The 322-nt window shown below is 39.8% G+C and carries 1 protein-coding gene; it reads right to left on the bottom strand.

The features are described from left to right. A partial coding sequence (locus CHI10_RS22010) for an IS3 family transposase (RefSeq protein WP_286137565.1) occupies positions 1-300 on the bottom strand: 300 nt, incomplete at its 3' end. Positions 301-322: the final 22 nt, after the last annotated feature.

The raw sequence follows: 322 nt of genomic DNA, 5'->3' as shown, positions 1-322 counted from the left end.
TATGACCGATAAATAATAAAATTCTTCTCCAACAGACACATATGTTATATCCGTTACCATCTTTTGATTAGGTCCTGCAGCCCTGAAATTCCTTTTAAGGCGATTAGGGAAGATAATAGAAGGACTGCGACCGTGCCATTTTCTCTTCTTTCGGATGACTGATTGTATGCCCATTTCCGTCATCAGTCTGTAGACCTTCTTGTGGTTGATTAAATACCCATTTTCATTTAATTCATCTGTCATACGAGGCCGGCCAAATTCAGGATGCATGAAATGAATCCCCAAAATGTGCTCTCGAATATCTTGTTCATCCTTAGCCTTC

Source organism: Bacillus sp. 7894-2 (genome assembly GCF_002272225.1).
Classification (GTDB): domain Bacteria; phylum Bacillota; class Bacilli; order Bacillales; family Cytobacillaceae; genus Cytobacillus.
The sequence above is the reverse complement of the archived record's forward strand: the minus strand, read 5'-3'. Positions and strand labels throughout refer to the sequence as shown.